This is a genomic window from Aerococcus sp. L_32, assembly GCF_050689315.1.
On the sequence record NZ_JBOEQF010000971.1, the window covers coordinates 1 to 700 of the forward strand.

The following is a 700-nucleotide window of genomic DNA, read 5'->3' on the forward strand; positions in this document are numbered from 1 at the left end:
GATTAATTGTTCAGCGGCACGTCCACCTAGTAAACCAATAACTTGTTCACGCAAGTCTTTCGTTGTGTAAAGGTTTTGGTCTTCACGAGGAAGCATAATCGCATAACCACCAGCTTTACCACGCGGTACAATTGTCACCTTGTGGACTACACGGGCGTCGCTCAGGACTAAACCGGCAATGGTATGACCAGCCTCGTGGTAAGCAACCATGCGACGTTCAACCTTAGAAATCACGCGATCTTTCTTAGCCGGACCAGCAATCACGCGATCTTGCGCTTCATCGATATCAATCATATCAATTTGTTTCTTATCTACACGAGCTGCCACTAAAGCCGCCTCGTTTAATAAGTTTTCAAGTTCAGCACCAGTAAATCCTGGGGTTTGTTGAGCAAGAACTTTCAAGTCTACCCCTGGGCCGAATGGCTTGTTACGGGCATGTACTTTCAAGATTGCTTCACGTCCTTTAACATCTGGACGACCAACTAATACCTGTCTATCAAAACGGCCTGGACGTAGTAAAGCTGGGTCCAATACGTCAGAACGGTTAGTTGCTGCAATCACGATAACATTATCTTTTTCAGAGAAACCATCCATCTCAACCAGCAATTGGTTTAATGTTTGCTCACGTTCATCATGACCTGATCCTGGACCAGCACCACGACGACGACCAACAGCATCAATCTCATCAATAAAGATAATC

1 protein-coding gene is annotated in these 700 nt (G+C 45.4%); it reads right to left on the reverse strand.

Features of this window, described 5'->3' with window-relative positions; genetic code table 11:
- On the reverse strand, positions 1 to 700 hold a 700-nt coding region (locus ACRCJ0_RS17680), incomplete at both ends, for an AAA family ATPase (protein ID WP_431391456.1).